Origin of the sequence: Paenibacillus sonchi, assembly GCF_016772475.1 — a bacterium.
In the GTDB taxonomy this organism is placed as follows: domain Bacteria; phylum Bacillota; class Bacilli; order Paenibacillales; family Paenibacillaceae; genus Paenibacillus_AQ; species Paenibacillus_AQ sonchi.
Genome location: NZ_CP068595.1, coordinates 6,033,240 through 6,053,602, shown reverse-complemented (window position 1 = coordinate 6,053,602; position 20,363 = coordinate 6,033,240). Strand labels below are relative to the sequence as shown.

Annotated in this window: 15 protein-coding genes and 1 pseudogene; 15 read left to right on the top strand and 1 reads right to left on the bottom strand. The window is 53.1% G+C overall.

Features of this window, described 5'->3' with window-relative positions; genetic code table 11:
• Positions 1–397 precede the first annotated feature (397 nt).
• Entirely contained in the window at positions 398–3,043 is a 2,646-nt protein-coding gene (locus JI735_RS27020; RefSeq protein WP_267919309.1) for a cation-translocating P-type ATPase, read from the top strand.
• Positions 3,044–3,128: 85 nt separating this feature from the next.
• Here JI735_RS27020 and JI735_RS27015 read toward each other — a convergent pair whose 3' ends face one another.
• Complete coding sequence (locus JI735_RS27015; RefSeq protein ID WP_202676618.1) at positions 3,129–4,079, bottom strand: C40 family peptidase; 951 nt, start codon at positions 4,077–4,079, stop codon at positions 3,129–3,131.
• 331 nt (positions 4,080–4,410) lie between these two features.
• Between JI735_RS27015 and JI735_RS27010 the strand changes: the two genes are divergently transcribed.
• From JI735_RS27010 to JI735_RS26945, 14 genes and pseudogenes are all read left to right on the top strand, one after another.
• Positions 4,411–5,433 carry an ABC transporter substrate-binding protein gene (locus tag JI735_RS27010; protein ID WP_202676617.1) on the top strand — a complete coding sequence of 341 codons (1,023 nt, stop codon included), beginning with the start codon at positions 4,411–4,413 and terminating at the stop codon, positions 5,431–5,433.
• Positions 5,434–5,501: 68 nt separating this feature from the next.
• Positions 5,502–6,418, top strand: a pseudogene (locus tag JI735_RS27005) (ABC transporter permease).
• A complete protein-coding gene (locus JI735_RS27000; protein ID WP_202676616.1) occupies positions 6,412–7,206 on the top strand; it encodes an ABC transporter ATP-binding protein in 795 nt (264 codons plus the stop codon). Before JI735_RS27005 ends, JI735_RS27000 begins: the two are co-directional and overlap by 7 nt.
• Before the next feature lie 123 nt (positions 7,207–7,329).
• Positions 7,330–9,126: a cache domain-containing sensor histidine kinase gene (locus JI735_RS26995; RefSeq protein ID WP_039835414.1), complete on the top strand. Its 1,797-nt coding sequence runs from the start codon at positions 7,330–7,332 to the stop codon at positions 9,124–9,126.
• Positions 9,101–10,660, top strand: a complete 1,560-nt coding sequence (locus tag JI735_RS26990; protein WP_039835408.1) for a response regulator — start codon at positions 9,101–9,103, stop codon at positions 10,658–10,660. The genes JI735_RS26995 and JI735_RS26990 overlap by 26 nt, the downstream gene beginning before the upstream one ends.
• Positions 10,661–10,809: 149 nt before the next feature.
• Positions 10,810–12,135 carry an ABC transporter substrate-binding protein gene (locus JI735_RS26985; RefSeq protein ID WP_039835409.1) on the top strand — a complete coding sequence of 442 codons (1,326 nt, stop codon included), beginning with the start codon at positions 10,810–10,812 and terminating at the stop codon, positions 12,133–12,135.
• Positions 12,136–12,250: 115 nt separating this feature from the next.
• The gene (locus tag JI735_RS26980; RefSeq protein WP_233476523.1) at positions 12,251–13,276 is read left to right on the top strand and encodes a carbohydrate ABC transporter permease; all 1,026 of its coding nucleotides are present in this window, start codon (positions 12,251–12,253) and stop codon (positions 13,274–13,276) included.
• Positions 13,273–13,989, top strand: coding sequence for a carbohydrate ABC transporter permease (locus tag JI735_RS26975; protein ID WP_411829972.1), 717 nt, complete (start codon positions 13,273–13,275; stop codon positions 13,987–13,989). The genes JI735_RS26980 and JI735_RS26975 overlap by 4 nt, the downstream gene beginning before the upstream one ends.
• Positions 13,990–14,150: 161 nt before the next feature.
• Complete coding sequence (locus tag JI735_RS26970; RefSeq protein WP_039835411.1) at positions 14,151–14,942, top strand: SDR family oxidoreductase; 792 nt, start codon at positions 14,151–14,153, stop codon at positions 14,940–14,942.
• Between the two features lie 217 nt (positions 14,943–15,159).
• A complete protein-coding gene (locus JI735_RS26965) occupies positions 15,160–15,882 on the top strand; it encodes an MgtC/SapB family protein (protein WP_039835416.1) in 723 nt (240 codons plus the stop codon).
• A gap of 83 nt (positions 15,883–15,965) precedes the next feature.
• Positions 15,966–16,955 carry an aldose 1-epimerase gene (locus JI735_RS26960; protein WP_039835412.1) on the top strand — a complete coding sequence of 330 codons (990 nt, stop codon included), beginning with the start codon at positions 15,966–15,968 and terminating at the stop codon, positions 16,953–16,955.
• Positions 16,956–17,279: 324 nt separating this feature from the next.
• Positions 17,280–18,293, top strand: coding sequence for an LTA synthase family protein (locus JI735_RS26955; RefSeq protein ID WP_202676615.1), 1,014 nt, complete (start codon positions 17,280–17,282; stop codon positions 18,291–18,293).
• A complete protein-coding gene (locus JI735_RS26950) occupies positions 18,260–19,084 on the top strand; it encodes an LTA synthase family protein (protein WP_202676614.1) in 825 nt (274 codons plus the stop codon). Before JI735_RS26955 ends, JI735_RS26950 begins: the two co-directional genes overlap by 34 nt.
• Before the next feature lie 269 nt (positions 19,085–19,353).
• A complete protein-coding gene (locus tag JI735_RS26945; protein WP_039835419.1) occupies positions 19,354–20,358 on the top strand; it encodes a substrate-binding domain-containing protein in 1,005 nt (334 codons plus the stop codon).
• Positions 20,359–20,363 lie beyond the last annotated feature (5 nt).

Sequence of the window (20,363 nt, the reverse complement as noted above, 5' to 3'; positions counted from 1 at the left end):
CCATAACATACGATCTTGGGGTGAGCCAAATCGGATCCCGGTTTTTTTGCGGAAAATGAGCGCGAAAAAATGAAACCGGACCAGCTATAGCGCGTAATTCGTAGTAAAATTAACTTTTTAAAATCAATTTGCAGAGGAAGAGATGAATTTGAACGGAGGGGGCAGTTTTAACGCTTTTGATGATTTCCAGCAGCTCAGCTATCAGGGAACCCGGTTCAAAGGGTTTGTGCGGTAAAAACTTTGATATTTATTCATATGTTTTCAGAATTCTCCGGGTATTTTTGGGTAAACTCCATATAACGAGGAAAGCCTATATCTTGGTATAGGGGAAGGAGCTGCCAAATTGAATCCAGATTCTGCAAAAGCACAGGTGAAGGACAGCGTAACGTACCATACACTGGATACAGCTGAAGTAATGAAAAGACTGAACACCCGGGAACAGGGATTGTCACATGATGAAGCCGCACAGCTGCTGGAGCGTTATGGCCGGAATGTGCTGAAGGAGGCCCAGACGAAGTCGCTGCTGGCCAAATTTATTGAACAGTTCAAAAATGTAATGATATTTATCCTGCTGGCCGCCGCAGTCTTATCGGGAATCCTGGGGGAATGGACAGATACGGTCATCATATTGCTGGTGGTCGTCCTGAATGCGGTGCTGGGCGTCATCCAGGAAAATAAGGCTGAACAGGCGCTGGAAGCGCTCAAAAGCATGTCTTCGCCGCTGGCCAGAGTCCGCCGGGGCGGGCAGGTTGCCGAGATCAAAAGTGAAAAGCTGGTGCCGGGGGATATTGTTCTGCTCGAAGCCGGAAATGTGGTCCCGGCCGACGTAAGACTGCTGGAGACGGCATCGCTGCAGACGGAGGAGGCTGCGCTGACCGGCGAGTCTCTGCCGTCGGATAAACAGGCTGGTAAGCTGGAGCGCGGGGATCTCGTGCTGGGCGACCGGACGAATATGGCTTATATGAGCAGCAGCGTGACCTATGGCCGGGGTGTCGGCGTGGTGACAGCGACGGGAATGGAGACTGAGGTTGGAAGAATCGCCGGGTTCATCTCCGAGGCGGAATCCGATGTCACCCCCTTGCAAAAGAAACTGGATGAGCTGGGGAAATATTTCACCTTCATCATTTTGGGAGTATGCGTTGTGATTTTAGCCGTCGGTTTGCTGGAGGGCCGGGAGCTGCTGGATATGCTGCTGACTTCTATATCGCTCGCCGTAGCCGCTATTCCCGAAGGGCTGCCAGCCATCGTAACCATCATCCTGGCGCTTGGTGTGCAGCGGATGGCCAAACGCAAGGCGATTATCCGCAAGCTCCCGGCGGTGGAGACGCTGGGCAGCACGGAAATTATCTGCTCGGATAAGACCGGAACGCTGACCCTGAACAAAATGACGGTGGAGAAGCTGTATGTAGACGGGCAAAAGGTGGATGCCGGCTCGTCCATTGCCGGGCTTCAAGGCAGTGAACGGCTGGTGCAGGCGATGACGCTCTGCAATGACTCCAGCATCGACGAAGGCCAAGAGGCGGAACAGACCCAAAGCGGCAAAGCCATCATCGGCGACCCGACAGAGACCGCGCTTGTGGACTATGCGCTTAGCATAGGTACGGACAAGAGAGAGCTGGAGAAAAAATATCCGCGCAAGGGCGAGCTGCCCTTCGATTCGGACCGCAAGCTGATGACAACGGTCCATGAGGTGGAAGACGGCCGGTTCCGGGTGCTGACCAAAGGCGCACCTGATGTGCTTCTCTCCAGATGCAGCCACATTTACACAGGCGGCGAAGTGATTCCGCTGACGGAAGAGCATTCCCGCCAGATTACAGAGAACAATAAGGCACTGGCCGATGAAGCGCTGCGGGTGCTGGCCTTTGCCTTCCGGGATCATGACCGGCTGCCGGAGGAGATATCTACAGAGAAGACCGAGCATGAGCTGGTGTTTGCGGGACTCGCCGGCATGATTGACCCGCCGCGTGATGAAGTGCGCGATGCAGTAGCGGTCTCCCGCAAGGCGGGCATCCGTCCGGTAATGATTACCGGAGACCACCGCGATACCGCAGCCGCCATTGCCATCAGGCTGGGAATTATCGAGGATGACAAGGCTGTGCTTACGGGGCGCGAGCTGGATCAGATCAGCGAGCAGGATTTTGCCGGGAGGGTCAGTGATTATTCTGTCTACGCCCGGGTCTCCCCGGAGCATAAGGTGCGGATTGTCAAGGCCTGGAGGCAGAAAGGCAAGATCGTCGCAATGACCGGGGATGGCGTCAATGACGCGCCCGCACTCAAGGCAGCAGACATCGGGGTCGGGATGGGGATCACGGGCACGGATGTCGCCAAGGGAGTATCCGATATGGTGCTGGCTGATGATAACTTCACGACCATTGTAGTGGCTGTAGAAGAAGGCCGGAAGGTGTACAGCAATATCCGCAAAGCGATCCAGTTCCTGCTCTCCGCCAATCTGGGTGAGGTGCTTACATTGTTCATCGCCACCATGATTGGCTGGCGCATTCTGGAGCCGATCCATATTCTCTGGATCAATCTGGTGACCGATACCCTGCCTGCGCTGGCACTGGGTCTGGAGAAGGCGGGGAATGACGTGATGACGCGGAAACCCCGCAAATCCAGCAGCAGCATTTTTGCCGGAGGGGTCGGGGCGGGGATTATCTACCAGGGGATCATTGAGGCGGCGTTGACACTGCTCGTCTATTATTGGGCGCATACCCATTACAACGAGGGTGTTGCGGTTACTATGGCTTTTGCAACCCTGGGCCTGCTGCAGATTACCCATGCGTTCAATGTCAGATCAAACACGAAGTCGCTGTTCCAGATCGGCTGGTTCACGAATCCTTATATGCTGGGTGCTTCTGTAATTTCCGGCCTTCTACTGGTGCTGGTCATTATCATACCGGGGCTGAATGAATGGTTCGGCGTAAGCCACCTGAGCGGTTTGCAGTGGGGCATTGTCTGCGGAGCTGCCGCAGCGATTGTAGTAATTGTAGAACTGGTGAAGATAGGTCTGCGAATCAGCGGAAAAAGCAAAACTTGGGACTGATCAAAAAAATGCAAGGAGATCTTGAGCTTCGGCTGTCCGAAGTCCGGATCTCCTTGCATTGTTGTTGGGGCCAAGTTGGGGCGGGTTAGAGCACTCTCTGCATATGCAGGATGACATTGCTCCAATAGCCGCTGTCCAGGTCGCTGATCTGCACGCCCGGGTCACCCCAGGTATGAATGAACTTGCCGTCACCGATGTAGATGCCGACATGTCCCGGAATGGCATCACTCTCAAAACGCCCGGGCACTGTGAAGAAGATCAGATCGCCGATTTCAAGTTCACTGCGGCTGACCCGTCTGCCCAGATTATCCTGGTCTTTGGCTAGACGGGGCAGGTCCACCCCGAATTTTTTGAAGACATGCCGGGTGAACGAGGAACAGTCGAAACGGCGGGTCTCTTCGTACGGGCCTGCACCGAATTCATAAGGGACGCCCAGGTACTTCTTGGCGTAGGCAACCAGCTCGCTGCTGTCCGCAGAAGACAGACTCTGAATACGCAGGGACTTTGGCTGTTCAGTTGTTCCTGAATTTTTCCCGGTACTTGTCCCGGCATGTCCGCTATCCTTACGGTCCGAAGGGGAAGCAATGTTGATCTCACCGGTACTCGGGTTCCAGCCGACCTCTGTTTGCAGCAGCTTGGACAATGCCGTTGGCGTGATATAAAGCTGGCCATTCCTCCGCACCGGGGCATCCGGCAGCGTTATCTTTTGTCCCAAAGAGAACACTTGGGGAGAATCCGGGTGAAGCATGTACATGACGTCGGTATAACCGATTTTGGCATAACCGCCGCTGGCGGTGTCATCCTTCATCCGGTAGCCGATGGACGCTGCTGCAGGTTTCAAAGGAATCCAGTATTTCCCCTGCCTGTCGGTGAAGGAGGATTTTTCATAGTAACTCCCTGAGAGCGTTCCGGCAGGGGTCACGGAATTGACCTTTGGTTTCTGTCCGGGTTTATTGTAGCTGCAAGCGGTAATAGATACCATGGCCGAAGTCAGCAAAACAGCGGCGGCTATGGTTTTAACAGGTTTCAAGGTCATTTTGGCACGCTCCATGTTCAAACTGTAACTAAAGTTTGCGCGTCCAGTTATTTTTTTATGTAGAGGGGCCGAAGGCAATCTATGTCAAAGGAACCCTGCTTGAAGCTGTTCATTGCCCCTCTTTGTGCGTTTATTGTAAATAGTGGTGGTATCTAAGTGATTGACGGAAAATCAACCTTTATATAAGATAAGTTTATTATAGTTACGATTTGGTGCGGGTTTTGCGGGGACTTTTCGCTTTAATGCTTTTATAGATAAAAGCAATACTGCTGAGTCGCTGATACCTAGGCACGCGCTGAATCTGTAAAAAGAAGAAGAGGGGTTTAACAGGATGAAAACAAAAAAAATATGGCTTGGTTTGAGCCTAAGCCTGATGCTGGCGGCTACCGCCTGCGGCACAAACAATAAAACGGCAGACTCGGGAAGCTCTGACACGAAATCCTACAAAATTGCCATCTCCCAGTATGTAGAGCACCCCTCGCTGGATGCGACCAGAGAAGGATTCCTGGCGGCGCTGAAAGACGCCGGAATCGTGGAAGGCGAGAATCTGAAGGTGGATCTGGAGAATGCCCAGGCAGACGCATCCAATAACCTGTCCATCGCCCAAAAGATTGCCGCAGACAAAAATGATCTCGTGCTGGGGATCGCTACCCCTTCGGCACAAGCTTTAGTACAGGCGGGGAGCAAGGACACACCGGTTCTGTTCGCGGCAGTAACCGATCCGGTCGACGCCAAGATCGTCACGGATCTGGAGCATCCCGGCGGCAATGTATCCGGAGCGTCAGATACTAACCCGGAGGCAACCACCCGCCTGATGACCTTCATCTCCGAGCAGTTCCCAAATGTCAAAAAGCTGGGTCTGATCATTAATGAAGGGGAGCCGAATGCGGTTGTTATGGCTGATACTGCGAAAAAAGAGCTGGACAAGCATGGCATCGAGCTGGTCAAAGCGGCTATCACCAACACTTCAGAAGTAAAACAGGCAGCAGAGTCGCTTGTTGGCCGTGTCGACGCCTTGTACATTACGCTGGACAACTCGGTTGTAAGCGCAGTTGACACGATCATTCAGACTGCCAATGACAACAAAATCCCATTTTTCTCGGCAGACCGCGATACGGTGGAGAAGGGGGCTTTTGCCACCGTGGGCTTCAAATATTATGATCATGGCTATCAGGTAGGCCAGATGGCTGTGGAGGTGCTGAAGAACGGTGCCAAGCCGGGCGACATGAAGGTGGCTATGCAGGAGAAGCTGGATCTTATCATTAACTTAAAAGCAGCCGCGGCGCAAGGTGTTGAAGTGACGGATGCCATGAAGGCCAAAGTATCCGATCCGGACAACAATATTATTCAATAAATTATAGACAATATAATGGGGTGCTTCCGCGGGGAACGCCCCTTGCCGCTTGAGGGAGGAAGTCAGCGATGGTTGATTCAATACTTGGAGCCGTGGAAATGGGCTTGCTGTATGCTTTTATGGCTTTAGGGGTATATATTACATTCCGTATTCTTGATTTTCCGGATTTGACTGTGGATGGAAGCTTCACGACCGGCGGAGCGATTGCCGCAGTGATGATCACGCACGGCTACTCGCCATGGCTGGCAACGGTCTGTGCGCTGGCGGGAGGAATGGCGGCGGGGATGTGTACCGGACTGCTGCACACCAAGGGGAAGATTAATGGTCTGCTGTCCGGGATTCTGATGATGATTGCACTTTATTCCATTAATCTGCGGATTCTGGTGAAACCCAATGTGTCATTAATGGGGAGGATTCCTTATTTACCTCGATTAACCCGCTGCTGGTGATGCCCTTTGTGATGATTGCCGTCAAAATCCTGCTGGACCTGTTCCTGCGCACCGATCTGGGTCTGGCCCTGCGGGCGACAGGAGACAATGCACGGATGATCCGCAGCTTCGGGGTGAACACGGATACGACAACCATTCTTGGAATCAGCCTGTCCAATGGGATGGTGGCATTATCGGGTGCCCTGATCGCGCAATATTCTTCCTTTGCCGATTCCACAATGGGGATAGGCATGATTGTCATCGGGCTGGCTTCGGTCATTATCGGCGAGGCGATTTTTGGAGCCGGAAATGTGTTCCGGGCAACCCTGGCAGTCATCCTGGGTTCCATCGTTTACCGTATCGTTGTGGCGCTGGCCCTCCGGGTTCCTTGGCTGCAGGCTTCGGATCTGAAGCTGATTACCGCAATCATCGTTATTATTGCACTGGTCTTCCCGTCCATCAACCGTTTCATGAAGCAGAACCGCTTGGCGCGCAGACGCAGCATAGAGCTTGCCAATCAGGCACTGGCCGGCAAGAAAGGGGGCAGCCGATGCTAAAGCTTGACCAAGTCTCCAAGCTGTTCAATCCAGGCACCCCGGATGAGAAAATCGCGCTGCTCGGTATTGACCTTGAGCTGCGGGCCGGAGATTTCGTAACCGTCATCGGCAGCAACGGTGCCGGGAAGTCCACACTGATGAATGTGATTTCCGGCGTAATGAAGCCTGATCTTGGAGAAGTGCGCATTGAGGGCACTTCGATCAGCGGACAGTCCGAATTCCAGCGGGCCCGCTGGATCGGCCGGGTGTTTCAAGATCCAATGGCCGGCACGGCTCCGCATATGACGATCGAGGAGAATCTGGCGATGGCCTACAAGCGTGGCCAGGGCCGGGGCTTGTCCTTCGGTGTCTCGGCTGCACGCCGGACCCTGTTCCGGGAGCAGCTGAGCCGGCTTGGCATCGGCCTGGAGAACCGGCTGCGGGCCAAGGTAGGCCTGCTCTCCGGCGGAGAGCGGCAGGCGCTGAGCCTGCTTATGGCGACCTTCACCCAGCCGCAGATTCTGCTGCTGGATGAGCATACAACCGCGCTTGATCCCGCGCGCGCTGAGCTGATCACCCGCTTAACCGAGTCCATTGTCCGTGAACTGAAGCTGACAACACTGATGGTTACCCATAACATGGAGCAGGCCATCCGCCTCGGAAACCGGCTGATTATGATGGACAAGGGCAGCATTATTCTGGATATCGATGAAGACCGCAAGCAGGATCTCACTGTAGAGCGGCTGCTCGGTGAATTCGAGGGCATCAGCGGACATAAGCTGGCGGATGACCGGATGATGCTGGGGTAAGCATAGCTGGGCATAGAGATGAATCCAAAACTTGGAATGCAGTCAAATGTGACTGCTTTTCCAAGTTTTTTTGGTATATATTTCTATGAGAGAAGAATCCACAGAGAAAGCAGAGTGAGCGGTATGTTGTTTTACAAAAATAATAGCGCGTTCAAAAACCCGGGGATCTTTAACAAAATGATTATGCTGATTTCGTTTTTGCTGCTGCTGTCCTTTTTGTTCTCTTTAATCTTCCTCCAGTACGTCTACCGTATTTATGACCGCCAGATTTATGAGAAGGCATCAGAGGTGCTGGGGATGTCCTCGGTCAGTATTGAGAACGAGCTGAAGGAGCTGGAGCAGCTGTCGTTCACGGTGGTGTCGGATGAACAAATTCAGAACTGCCTGCGGCAGCTTTTGGACAATCCTTCGCCTTATGAGAGGCAATTGCTGCATAACAGGATTATCAACCGGCTTGTGGCCTTTGCGGGTGCGGAGAAATATGTATATTCGATGATTCTGATGGATGCCAATGACGGTGTGATGACGGCCGGCAACCGGGAGTGGCTGTCTGAAACACTGCAGGATCAGCTCAAACCGCTCGCCATCGCAGGCGCCGGAAGCAACATCTGGTACACCCAGGGCAGCAAAAACTCACTGCTCGCCGTGCGGCAGATTAAATCGTATACCGGGTCCACCTTCACCCTGGATAATCTGGGGACCCTTGTCATCCGTATCCGCGTCGAGCGGATTATTGACGACAGCACCAGCATTGCCGGGGATGGCGGACAACTGATCGTAGTGGATAAGGGGACCGGAAGGTCTGTTTATCCCGGAGAACCGCTGCTGCTCCCCGGGGAACTGGCCGGAGAAGTACAGCGCCCCGAAGCGTACAGGACCGTCGGCTACAGCAAGGGCACGTATTTTGTTGCCAAGACGAATTCCTCTTATATGGACTGGACCTACATCAATGCTACCCCGTTTAATGAAATGTTCCGGCAAATCACGTTTGTCAAAAGGCTGGTTGTGATTATTTATGGCTGTATCCTGCTGCTGGGTCTGCTGCTGGGATACAGGCTTGCACGAAGTATAGTGCGGCCCGTCTCCAAGCTGACGGAGAAGATGAGGCGGATTGAAAAGGGAGACCTCGACAATCTGGAGGAGCAGGCGCTCGGTTTTGTCTCGCAGACTGCGCAGGATGAAGTAAGCCAGCTGAACCGGACCTTCCAAATGATGATCCGCCGCATCCGGGAGCTGATCGATGAGAATTATGCCAAGCAGCTGGTGATCCGGGAGACTGAATTGAAAGCGCTTCAGGCACAGATCAACCCCCATTTTCTGTACAATACGCTGGAATCCATCAATTGGCTGGCGAAGGTCAACAAGCAAAAGCAGATATCAGACATGGTCGAGGCGCTGGGTTTCCTGCTGCGCAGCTCAATCGGACTGAAAGATCCGCTCATTTCATTGGAGAAGGAGCTGAGCATCGTCCGCAGCTATGTGATTATCCAGCGGACGCGCTTTGAGGAACGGCTTGATTTCAGGCTGGATGTGCCGGACGGCCTGCTGGATGCGCTGATTCCCAAGCTCACACTGCAGCCGCTGGTGGAGAATGCGATCCGTTATGCACTGGAGCCGAACATCGAGCCTTGCATCATTTCAATCTCCATTTCCCGCACGGAGGATGGCCTGGATCTGAGGGTCAGTGACAACGGGCCGGGCATGACGGCTGATTTCATCCGCGGGCTGGAGCAGGGCCGGATTCAGACACGCGGCGAGGGGATTGGACTGGCGAATATTGCGGAGCGCATCCAGATTGTTTTTGGGCAGGAATGGGGAACAGAGATTGAGAGCAGACCCGGCGAAGGCACGACGATTCACGTGCATATTCCGTATGTGAGAGGAGAATACAGACATGTACAAATTGCTCCTGGTAGATGATGAACGCTTGATTCTGGAGGGGATCTCCCAAGTGGTGGATTGGGCACAGGCGGGTACGGAGCTGGCGGGAACGGCACGCAACGGAATCGAAGCGCTGGAACAAATAGAGCGGCTTCGTCCGGACATCGTCATCACTGATATTTCCATGCCGGGGCTGGATGGACTTGGGCTTGTGGAGCGTTGCAGTGTACATTATCCGGGGCTAAAGTTTGTCATGCTGACCGGATACAAGGATTTCGATTATGCCTGCAGTGCCATGCAGCACGGAGTAAGGCATTATCTGCTGAAGCCCTGCAATGAGCAGCAGATTCATGAGGCGCTGACTGAGCTGGTGCAGGAGCTGAACGAACTTCATAGCCGGGAGCAGTTCATGACCGAAATGAAGCATCGGCTGACCAGGGTGCTGCCGCATGTCAAAGCGCAATTCCTGAAGGAATGGATATCCAATAAAACCTACGGCAGCCGTGATCTGGAATTCTACCAGGAATTGTTCGGCATCGAGCTGGGCAGCAAAAACGTCCGGCTGATCCTGTTCAGGCTGGAGGAATCCTTTGAGTATGAGCATTTGTTTGCCCTGCAAAATATTGCCGGGGATTTGCTGAGCGAGGTGCTTCTCAGCACGACGATCGGCTCACAGCTGCTGATCCTGCTGGAACAGCCGGAAGAGGCAGACAATCAGCGTGATCTGCTGGAGCGGATTGCCGAAGTGAAGGAGATCTTTTTTAACTTTTACAATATCCATGTGACGATCGCCGTCAGCGACAAGGGACGGATGATCCATTCACGTAGTCTTTACCGGCAGACGCTGCAGTGCATGAATCACCGCTTTTATCTGGAAGAAGGCAGCCTGATTACCGGGAGTGACATTCCTGCGGATGAACTCAGCGTACAAAGCGAAATCGACCTCGGGGAAGAGCAGATCTGCCTGCTGGTTAAGGCCGGGGATCAAGCGGCTGTACAAAACGAGCTGGAGCGCTTATTCGGCGTGCTTGCGGACCAGCGGTTTGATATCAATGTGACACGTTCCTATGTGCTCCAGCTGTATTCAGCCATGATCCGTCTCTGCAGTCCGGACGAGCGCAGCAGTTTTACATCCGGGCTGGCAGAGCTGGCGGCGCTCGGTACACTGGGGAGTCTAAAGGCGGGGGTCATGCGCGCCGCAGAACGCCTTACGGCTATGTATGAGCGCCATTTCGTCAGCCGCCAATCCTCCATTGTGGATGCAATGCTGCGGATCATTGAGGCGGATTACGGCAACTCGGAGCTGTCGCTCGGCTCGGTGGCTGCGGAGATGCTGTACATGAATCCCGATTACCTCGGGAAGATTTTCAAAAAGGTGACCGGCGAGAAATTCTCCAATTATGTCACCAATTACCGCATCGGCAAAGCCTCCGAGCATATTCTGCACAGCGGGGATGTGAAGGTGTTTGAGCTGGCGGAGCTGTATGGCTTTGGCGGGAACGCCCAATATTTCAGCCAGGTGTTCAAGAAGGTGACCGGGAAGACACCAACAGATTTCATGAAGCCGCAGTAGGGGAGAAGCCGGTTTGAACCTGATTATTGAACAAAGAAGACGGTTTTTTGTATTCAAGAAAGCGGCGGAATTTGCGAAAATTTACATATGGAAGCGCTGCCAGTGCAGCTGGTCTTCCTGCTCATCATATGAAAAGGGGAGATATTCAATTGAAAAAAAGATTCGCATTATTGGCTGTTCCGATGCTGCTGTCCATGCTTGCCGGCTGCGGCGGCAGCAATAACAACACTCCGGATTCCGCCGCGACCAGCGCAGCCGGCAGCCAGCCGGCAACGGCAACGGCCGCAAGCTCTTCGGACCCTGTAACGCTGCGCATCGCCTGGTGGGGCGGAGATACACGCCATTCGTACACGCAGCAGGTCATTGATATGTATGAAGCCCAGAATCCCAATGTCAAGATCGAACCCGAATATGCATCGTTTGATGACTACTGGAAAAAGCTTGCTCCCCAAGCCGCGGCCAACCGCCTCCCCGACATCGTGCAGATGGACGTGTCCTATATTAATCAATATGGCTCCAACGGCCAATTGGAAGATATGACACCTTACTTGAATAAAACGGTTCAGGTCGGGGATGTCAATGAAAACGTGCTCGGTACCGGCAAAATTGACGGCAAGCAGTACGGCATCCCGCTGGGTGTCAACGTGCTGGGCTTCCATTATGATCCCGCGCTGCTGAAAAAAGCCGGTGTAGATTCGGTTCCTGAGAACTGGACCTGGGACCAGTACAAGGAGATTGCCATGAAAGCCAAGGCTGCCGGTCTCTATATGGACTCCTCGATGGCGGCGGATATTTTCTTCAACTACTATCTGCGCACCAAAGGACTGTCGCTCTACAACACTGACGGCTCCGCACTAGGGTACGATGACGATGCGCTGTTTAGTGACTTTTTCGGCATGCTGTCCGATCTGATTGCCAAAGGAGCTGTCCCATCACAGGACAAACTGAGCCAGAACAAGGGTGTTATCGAAGAGGCGGATGTTGTGAAGGGAACCGGAATCGGCATCTGGCAGTGGTCGAACCAGTATGTAGCGCTGCAAATCGCAGTGAACCGCCCGATGGAGCTGGCGCAAATGCCCGGCCCGGATATGGAAAAAGGCCTGTATATGCAGCCAAGCATGTACTGGTCGGTCACAGCCAACTCCAAAAACAAGGAAGAAGCCGCCAAATTCATTGACTTTTGGACCAATAACGTTGAAGCCAACAAGCTGATCAAGGGGGAGCGCGGCGTACCGATTTCCAGCAAAATCAAGGAGTCCCTGGCTACAGAATTAACGGAACCCGGCCAGCAGGTGTTCAAGTTCGTCGCGGATATGGAGCCAAAAACGTCGCCAATGAGTCCTCCTGTAGGCTCGCCTGAAGTGGTTGCCCTGCTGACCGACCTTGCGGAGCAAATGAACTTCGGGCAGATCACACCGGATGCTGCGGCTGTGCAGTTCCGCAAAGAGGCCAGCGAGATTCTTGCGAACCGCTAAGAAGTGCTAATGGGCCGTACCATACTGTGAATTCTATCAAGAATGGAGTTGGAGGACCTTGGGCCTCAGCAATCCCCTTCCTGTAAATCCGCGTGCTCTTAGAGCAAAGAAACCGCTGGGCCAGCGGCTGCGCAAAAATCTGACGGGTTACGCTTTTATCAGTCCATTCATTATCGGCTTTCTCTGCTTTACGCTGGTGCCGATGGCCATATCCCTGTATCTGTCTTTTACCAAATATAATCTGTTCGCTCCGCCGCGCTGGATCGGATTCGACAACTATATCAAAATGTTCACCGGCGATCCCAAATATGTGCATTCCCTGAAAGTCACGCTGTTGTATGTGTTCATCGGTGTGCCGCTCCGGCTGGGCTTCGCTTTGTTCGTGGCTATGATTCTGAATACCAGGTCCAGGATGGTGGGAGCGTACCGCACGATGTATTATCTCCCTTCCATCATCGGGGGCAGCGTGGCTGTCTCCATCATGTGGCGCAATATTTTCAGTGATACCGGAATCATCAACGGCATGCTGGGCTTCTTCGGCCTGGGTCCGGTAAGCTGGTTCGGCAACCCGAATGCCGCGCTGTTCATGCTGATTACGCTGTCTGTCTGGCAGTTCGGGTCCTCCATGCTGATTTTCCTGGCCGGTCTGAAAAATATTTCGGGCGAGATGTATGAGGCGGCAAGTGTGGACGGAGCAAGCTTTCTCCGTAAATTCTTCAAAATCACGCTGCCGCTGCTCAGCTCCGTCATCCTGTTCAATATGGTCATGCAGACCATCAGCGCATTCATGACCTTTGTGCCTGCTTATATCATCTCCAAAGGCGAAGGCGGTCCCATGGACGGTACGATGCTCTATTCCCTGTATTTATTCCGCCAGGCCTTCATGTTCAACAACATGGGATACGCCTCGGCTATGGCTTGGGTGATGCTGCTGCTGGTTGGCATAATGACAGGCATTCTGTTCAAAACATCCAAGTCGTGGGTCTTCTACGAATCGGGGGAGGAAAGTGAGCCATGGCGAACAATAAAATCAAATGGCCTATCTATCATATTCTCATCGGCGGGTTTGCTGTTATCATGCTGTACCCGATACTTTGGATGGTCCTCAGCTCCTTCAAGGAGAGCCGCCTCGTATTTGTGACCGCGCAGACCCTGCTGCCGCATCCCTGGGAATGGGGCAATTACGCCAAAGGCTGGGAAGGGGTGGCCGGATACTCGTTTGGTGTTTTTATCAAAAACTCTTTTGTAATCGTTATCGTGGCTACGTTCGGCGCGGTTTTCTCTTCATCGCTGGTGGCGTTCGGCTTTGCCCGCAACAAATTTATCGGCCATGGCCTCTGGTTCGGGATCATGATGATGACACTCATGCTGCCGGCAGATGTCGTGCTCGTTCCGCAATATATTATTTACACGAAGCTGAACTGGCTCGACAGCATCCGGCCGATCGTCATTCCGCAGTTCTTCGGAGTGCCGTTCTTTATCTTCCTGATGCTGCAGTTCATCCGCACCATACCCGCTGAGCTGGATGAAGCGGCAACGATCGACGGCTGCGGCAAATTCAGGCTCTACTATAAGATCATTCTTCCGCTGATCCGTCCGTCGATGGCAACGGCGGCAATCTTCTCGTTCTATTGGCGTTGGGAGGATCTGCTGGGGCCTGTGCTGTATCTCAATTCACCTTCGAAATATACGGTGTCCATGGGGCTCAAAATGTTCCTCGACAGTGAGTCCGTATCCAACTGGGGCCCGATGTTCGCCATGTCCGTCCTGAGCCTTACACCGGTCATGCTGATCTTCTTCATCTTCCAGAAGCAGATTGTGGACGGCATCAGCACCAGCGGTTTGAAGGGCTGACCGGGCCTGCGCGTGGATACCCATGGATTGGAGGGCAGCAAGAAGCCGTTCCTTTGAATGTTATCATGCCAAGTTGGCGATTCACTTCCTGGTATGCGAGGTATAAGTTAGGGAAACAACTTAACTTGAAAGCGTATTAACTACAGGGAGGGACTTCGAGCATGGCAGATAAAAAGTTGGAAGGCAAAGTGGCAATCGTCAGCGGCGGCGGGTCGGGCATCGGACGGGCGTCTGTGCTGGCTTTTGCCCGCAGCGGGGCAAAGGTTGCAATGCTTGACCGGACAGTCGAGAATGCCGAAAAGGTCCGCAAGCAGGTGGAGGCTGAAGGCGGTGAGGCCGTCGTCATCGAATGTGACATTGCTGAGCCGCAGCAGGTCGAAAACGCTGTGAAACAGGCTGCCGGACAATGGGGCAGGCTTGACATTGTTTTTGCCAATGCCGGTATCAACGGAGCGATGACACCCATTGAAACCATGGACATCGAGTCTTGGGACCAAACCATGAACATCAATCTGCGCGGTACCTTTGCTACTGTCAAATATGCGATTCCTTATTTAAAAGCAAACGGCGGGAGCATCCTGATCAACAGCTCGATTAACGGCAACCGCGTCTTCTCGAATATCGGCTTTTCTGCATACAGTACGACCAAAGCCGGTCAGACCGCTTTTATGAAGATGGCTGCACTGGAACTCGCACAATACAAAATTCGCGTCAATGCCATCTGCCCGGGTGCGATTACAACGAATATCGACGACAACACCTATCCATCCGAAGATTTGAAGGAAGTGCAGATTGCCGTGGAATTCCCGGATGGCGGAGAGCCGCTGGAAAAGGGGCCGGGCCGTCCCGATCAGGTCGCCAGACTGGCATTGTTCCTGGCCTCCGATGATTCCGATCACATTACAGGCACAGAAATCTATTGTGATGGCGCCGAGTCGCTGCTGCACGGGTAACCTCTTCTAAGCACTGCCGAGGAAGCATATCTTTAATTGAACAGCTGGCCCACAGAAACGGATTCCGTCCCCTCACCATGCACAGCCCTTTTGGCTGGGAAGCATCGGCAGGGGGCGGTGTTGCCGTTTTTTTTGTTCTACCTTAAAAAGGACGGCAAAGCCGCTTCCACTGAGGTATACTTATCCTATCGTCTTAGAAGAGAGGGCACTTATGAACATGGATTTTAACCTGCATATGGAATCAATTATTAAGCTGCTTGTGGCTATGCTGTTCGGGCTGTTCATCGGGATTGACCGGCAATTGAAGCAGAAGCCGCTGGGGATCCGGACCAGTATGGTCATCAGTATTGCGAGCTGCCTGGTCACGCTCGTCTCCATTCACGCCTACGACAAATTCGGCGGGCCGGATCATCCGAATATGGACCCGATGCGACTTGCGGCGCAGATTGTCAGCGGGATCGGGTTCCTGGGTGCGGGTGTCATTCTCCGCCGGGGCGGGGATGCCATTTCGGGACTCACTTCCGCTGCGCTGATCTGGACGGCGTCCGGTATCGGAATCGCAGTCGGGGCAGGTTTTTATGTAGAAGCAGGGTATGCGGTGGTGCTGCTGATGTTCGCTGTCAATGCCGTCCCGCATCTGATCAAGCTCATTGGGCCTGAGGTGCTGAACAAGCATGAAATCTCCGTCAAAATCATTATGGAACACAATTATGTGCTCACCGACGTCATTCAAAAGATTGAAGAACGCCATGTCGTGAAAACCCGGAAATCGAAGAAGAACGGCAGAACGATCCGGCGGATGAAAATCAAGGACCTGGAAGACGGGCGGCAAATGATTGATATGGTGATTTCCGCACCTGACCGGGAATATGCAACCGAAATCTATTATGATGTAAAGAAGATTGAGCATGTAATGAGCGTAGAAGTGGAACAGTTGTAAAAATGACATATTCCCTCCTGGACAGATGTGGTAATCTATCTAGGAGAGAGTCATTTTGAGATTATGGAAGGGAGTAACACAAAATGTCAATTACTGCTTACGAAGGTCTATATGAGGGGGAGGCAGCAGTCTGGCTGAAGGCCGGGCGATATGAAGCGGCCATCCTGCCCCGCATCGGCGGCAATCTGATCTGCTTCCGTGATACCGAAAACGGTTACCGTTTTCTGCATGAGCCGGGTGCCGAAGAAATGGAAGCGTTTAAGGCAAATCCGGGGATTCACGGCATTCCGGTGCTGTTTCCGCCGAACCGCTATGAGGACGGGGAGTTTCCGTGGAACGGACAAACCTACCGCTTCCCGGTAAACGAAGAAGCTACAGGCAACCATCTGCACGGGTTCCTGCATACAGCGGCATGGGAGGTTGTGGAGTTCGGCAGCAGTGTAACCGAAAGCTTCGTCACGGTTGCCATCAAGGTGGATGAGAAGCATCCGTCCTATGCATACCTGCCGTTCAAATATACGGTCAAGCTGCGCTACAGCCTGGGGGAAGCCGGTTTGTCCCAGCAGCTGCTGGTGCATAATGAGGGTGAAGAGCTTATGCCTTGCCTGCTTGCTTTCCACACTGCGATTAATGCACCCTTCGCACCGGGAAGCACCGCACAGGATTACCGCGTGAAGCTGACCATCGGCAACCGCTGGGAGCTCAGCGACCGCATGCTGCCGACAGGCTCGTTCCAGGAGCTGACCGCAGACGAGATTGCCCTGCGTGATGAAGGCTTGTATCCGTTCTATGCGCCTATGGATAACCATTACACCGCTGCCGCCCAGAACGGACGCAACCGCATGGAGCTTACAGACAGCAAAGCCGGAGTTACTCTTGTATACGATGTAGGCACTTCCTACAAACAGTGGATGATCTGGAACAATGAGGCAACCGAAGGTTTCTTCTGTCCGGAGCCGCAAATCAACCTGGTCAACGCGCCAAAGGTGGATCTTCCCGCAGATGACATCGGCTTGTTCAGCCTGGAGCCGGGCGAATATTGGGAGGAAACCAGCCGCATTTATGTAAAATAACGCTGGACCGCAGGGTTCAGCCCGCGGGATTGCGAATGGGGTGCAGCGAAGGCGGCTGCGCCCTGTTTTTTTAAAATATAAGAATTTATATGTTTCACGCTATAAATTATCCTTCTATTTCTCGCTGAAACGGGTACCTGAAAGCGATACTCTGTATCGCTGCTTCGGAAGCATAGGCTCCTAATAAGGACGGCGTAGCCGTTTCTACTTGTTACTTAGTTTTTATGTTCAGTTTACATAGGGTTAATTTTGTGAGTATGTTTTAATGCTCCTTTAAGCTAGGAGGTGTATACTGTACGTTTAGTACAGATAGGAGTGAAAGCAATGCGTTATTTTAGGCCTTCCAAAAAATTGGGATTTATGCTGCTCGGCCTGCTGCTGGGCGGATTTGTGCTGAACTTTTTTATTCAAGCCGCTTCGCTGGATATGAATTTCATGAGTGTGCTGAATTGGATCGGAAAATCCTATTGGCTGTACGTGGGCGGCAGCTTGTTTTTTTTCTTTGTCCTGCTGGCCTTTTCGGCGGTACTGCCCAATATGTACATTGGCCCGGTGATCGGATTCTTGCTGGTGATCCTGCTCGGCATCGCGAATTTCAAGAAGCAAAGCACGACAGGGGAGCCGCTGTTTCCCTGGGATTTGATGCTGGTCAAAAACGCCGGGGAAATGAGTAAAATCACCAAAGGCATGATTTCGCCGCTGGCGCTTGGACTGGCGGTGCTGGCGGTTGCAGCCGTAATCTGGCTGCTGCTCAAGCTGCCCCGGATCAGAGTTCAGCTGCCGCTCCGGCTGCTGCTCACTGCGGTGTCTGCGGGAATGATTGCCGGTTTTATCGTGATGGTCAGCGGGCAAACCACGTTCGCCTCCTCCCTGAATTACCAGAATATTTTCTGGAATCAGAAGGTGAATTACTCGCAGAATGGGTTTGTGTTCGCTTTTACCGGGAATCTGCGCCAGAATCTGCTGGAGCAGCCGGAGGGCTATAGCCGTGAGTCTGTAGAAGCCATTGCTGCAAAATACAACTCCTTGCCGGATACGGCCTCCGGGCAGGCAGCGGTGGAACAGCCCAACATCCTGTTCATGATGGATGAGGCCTTTTTTGATCCCACCCGGCTGCCTGGCATCACCCTTAGTGATGATCCGCTGAAATTCATTCATCAAGCGGAAAGCGCCACACCGTCAGGCTACCTGCTCTCTCCCGAGTTCGGCGGCAATACGGCGAATGTGGAATTCGAAGCGCTGACGGGCATGTCGATGTATTTTCTGGGGACGGCTCGATTCCATATCAACAGCGGATTGTCAAAATGTCCTCGCTGCCCTCCATTGTCAGCATTCTGAAAGAGAGAGGTTATCAGGCGCTCGCTCTGCATCCGTTCGATGAGACCTTTTATAACCGCAACCGGGTCTACCCGGTGCTTGGGTTTGACCGTTTCACAAGCGAGAAGGATCTGCAGGAAGCCGAGCGGATCACACCGGATGGCTATATCTCCGACAAAGCTGCGGTGCAGGAGGCCATCCGTGAGCTGAAGGCGGCGGACAATCCGACTTTTTTGCATATGGTCACGATGCAGAATCATTTTCCGTTCACCAAAGGCCGGAACGGCCCAAATACCATCACTGCGCAGGGCGTGCAGGCCGAATGGAAGGATGAGCTGGAAACCTATGTACAGGATACCAAGCTGACGGACGAAGCATTGTCCTATCTGCAGCAGGAGCTGAAGACGATTGAGCGGCCTACGATTGCTGTGTTCTGGGGAGATCATCTCCCGGCGCTAACGGCAGGAATCTATACAGATGCAGGCTGGGATCAGGAGCTGCGGCTGAAGCATGAGACCAAGCTGATGATCCTCGCCAATTTTGATATCGGCCATACCCCGCTGGGGACGCTCAGCCCCGCTTACCTTGGACCTGCCGTGTTTAAGCTGTCAGGCCAAACGCTGCCGCCTTACTATAAAATGCTGGAGCAGGTGCGCGCGCAGCTTCCCGGCCTGAGCAAAAACGTGCGGATCGGCGCTTCCGGCGAACTGTCCGGCCTGACTTCTGCGCAGCAGGCGCTGCTGGATGATTACCGGATGGTGGAGTATGACCTGCTGGAGGGCGAAGGTTATGCTGCGGATCTGATGTTCTGACAAGCGGGAATCACGGCTCATCCCCAAATAGAAAAATCACAAGTTCAGTTTATGTAATGATCTAATTATGAGAACTCTGCTGTAATTGGCGGAGTTCTTTTTTGTTATAAGGAAATTTTAAGGTTGATTTAGACTCAGGATTTTTTAGTCCGGCAAGGAAGGTTCTGGTACTATCATTGACGGAATAAGCAACTGGTCTTAACATATGAGGGTAGGCAAGGAGCTTGAACGCTGAAGTGGTTATCCATAACTTTGAAAGGGGTTACATGTTGAAAAAGCTGGGGCTTGTCTATGTGCTGCTGATTGGCCTTTTCCTGATTTATGTGTTGAATTACAAGCTGCACCCTGATCCTGCTGACCCATGGGATACCGCCGGGCTGCGCGGCAATATTGAAGATAAATACGTGATGGTTACGTTCCAGAGCGGCATCGATTACTGGAAAAGCGTGCTGAAAGGCTTTGAGGATGCGGCAGAGGAGCTGAACGTTTCCGTCGAATACCATGGCTCAACCCAGCATAATGCCAGTGAACAGATGACGGTGCTGGAGCAGGCGATTGCCAAAAAGCCTGCGGGAATTGCTATTTCAGCGGTGAATTCCAAGCTGCTTACGGCTACGATCAACAAAGCGGTGGAGAGCGGGATTCCGGTCGTGCTGTTTGACTCGGGGGCGCCGGGCAGCAAAGCCTATTCTTTTCTGGGTACGGATAACTTCAATGCCGGGGCCGAAGCGGCCCGGAAAATGGCTGAGCTCACCGGCGGCAAAGGGTCCGTTGCCATCATTACAACGCCTGACCAGCATAACCATCAGGAACGCACCGATGGCTTCAGCCACACCATCCGCAGTGAATTTCCGGAGATGAAGCTGGTTTCCGTAAAGGACGGCCGTGGGGACCAAGTGGCTTCCCGGCAGGCGGCAGAGGAGCTGTTGTCCCAGTATCCTAAGCTTGGAGGGATATTCGCCACGGAGTCGAATGGCGGAATAGGCGTGGCCGAAGCGGTGCGGGGAAGCGGTTCAACGCTGCAGATCATCAGCTTCGATACGGATAAGGGGACCCTCGACCTTGTAAAAGAAGGCAGGATTGCCGCGACCATGGCGCAAGGCACCTGGAATATGGGCTATTGGTCGCTGACCGAGCTGTTCCAGCTGCACCGGGATTTGCAGGAAGATCCTGACGCCTATGAAGGCAGCAAGCCGCTGCCGGTGCCGGACAAGGTAGATACAGGGATTGATGTGGTGACCCGGGCCAATGTGGACAATTACTATGCCAAGTAGAGAGT

Bases quoted from the DNA above. Each gene is read 5' to 3' on its own strand.
- JI735_RS26990 (WP_039835408.1), top strand. From the start codon at position 9,101: ATGTACAAATTGCTCCTGGTAGATGATGAACGCTTGATTCTGGAGGGG.
- JI735_RS27015 (WP_202676618.1), bottom strand. From the start codon at position 4,079: ATGACCTTGAAACCTGTTAAAACCATAGCCGCCGCTGTTTTGCTGACT.
- JI735_RS26960 (WP_039835412.1), top strand. From the start codon at position 15,966: ATGTCAATTACTGCTTACGAAGGTCTATATGAGGGGGAGGCAGCAGTC.
- JI735_RS26955 (WP_202676615.1), top strand. From the start codon at position 17,280: ATGCGTTATTTTAGGCCTTCCAAAAAATTGGGATTTATGCTGCTCGGC.
- JI735_RS26965 (WP_039835416.1), top strand. From the start codon at position 15,160: ATGGATTTTAACCTGCATATGGAATCAATTATTAAGCTGCTTGTGGCT.
- JI735_RS27000 (WP_202676616.1), top strand. From the start codon at position 6,412: ATGCTAAAGCTTGACCAAGTCTCCAAGCTGTTCAATCCAGGCACCCCG.
- JI735_RS26950 (WP_202676614.1), top strand. From the start codon at position 18,260: ATGTCCTCGCTGCCCTCCATTGTCAGCATTCTGAAAGAGAGAGGTTAT.
- JI735_RS26995 (WP_039835414.1), top strand. From the start codon at position 7,330: ATGTTGTTTTACAAAAATAATAGCGCGTTCAAAAACCCGGGGATCTTT.
- JI735_RS27010 (WP_202676617.1), top strand. From the start codon at position 4,411: ATGAAAACAAAAAAAATATGGCTTGGTTTGAGCCTAAGCCTGATGCTG.
- JI735_RS26970 (WP_039835411.1), top strand. From the start codon at position 14,151: ATGGCAGATAAAAAGTTGGAAGGCAAAGTGGCAATCGTCAGCGGCGGC.